Origin of the sequence: Brachyspira sp. SAP_772, assembly GCF_009755885.1 — a bacterium.
GTDB lineage: Bacteria > Spirochaetota > Brachyspiria > Brachyspirales > Brachyspiraceae > Brachyspira.
Genome location: NZ_VYIX01000192.1, coordinates 1 through 683, shown reverse-complemented (window position 1 = coordinate 683; position 683 = coordinate 1). Strand labels below are relative to the sequence as shown.

Sequence of the window (683 nt, the reverse complement as noted above, 5' to 3'; positions counted from 1 at the left end):
GGTATTTTATGTTTGTGTCTACTTTCCTCATCACAATAATAGGAACAATAGTTACTGATAAAATCATAGAACCTAGACTTGKAAAATATCAGCCTGATGAAAATTCTGTTGTTGCTGATATTGARGCTAATGAAAAAAGAGGAATGCTATKTGCTATAATATCATTYATAATTTAYGTAGCTATTATTCTTGCATTAGTACTTCCAAAAAATGGTATATTAAGAAACCCTGAAACTGGAGGAATACTTCAATCTCCTTTCATGAGCGGTATAATAATAATGATGATGTTTGCTTTTTTAATACCTGGATTATTTTATGGTATAGGTGCTGGTACTGTAAAATCTGATAAAGAGGTTGTAGCTTTAATGGTAAAAACTATMTCTACTATATCTGGATTTTTAGTGTTGTTATTTTTTGCTGCTCAGTTTGTTGATTATTTTAATTATTCAAATGTTGGAATAATACTTTCTGTAACTGGTGCTAATTTCTTAAAATCAATAGGTTTTGTTGGAATTCCTTTAATAGTTTCATTTATTATAGTAACAGCATTTATCAATATATTTATAGCTGTAGACTCTGCTAAATGGGCTATAATGGCTCCTATATTTGTTCCTATGTTTATGCAGCTTGGTTTATCTCCAGAGCTTACTCAGGTAGCATACAGAATAGGAGATTCTACTACA

1 protein-coding gene is annotated in these 683 nt (G+C 30.0%); it reads left to right on the top strand.

What is annotated here, in order from left to right:
• Positions 1-683: AbgT family transporter (locus GQX97_RS13470; RefSeq protein ID WP_198391254.1), on the top strand; the 683-nt coding region annotated here is incomplete at both ends.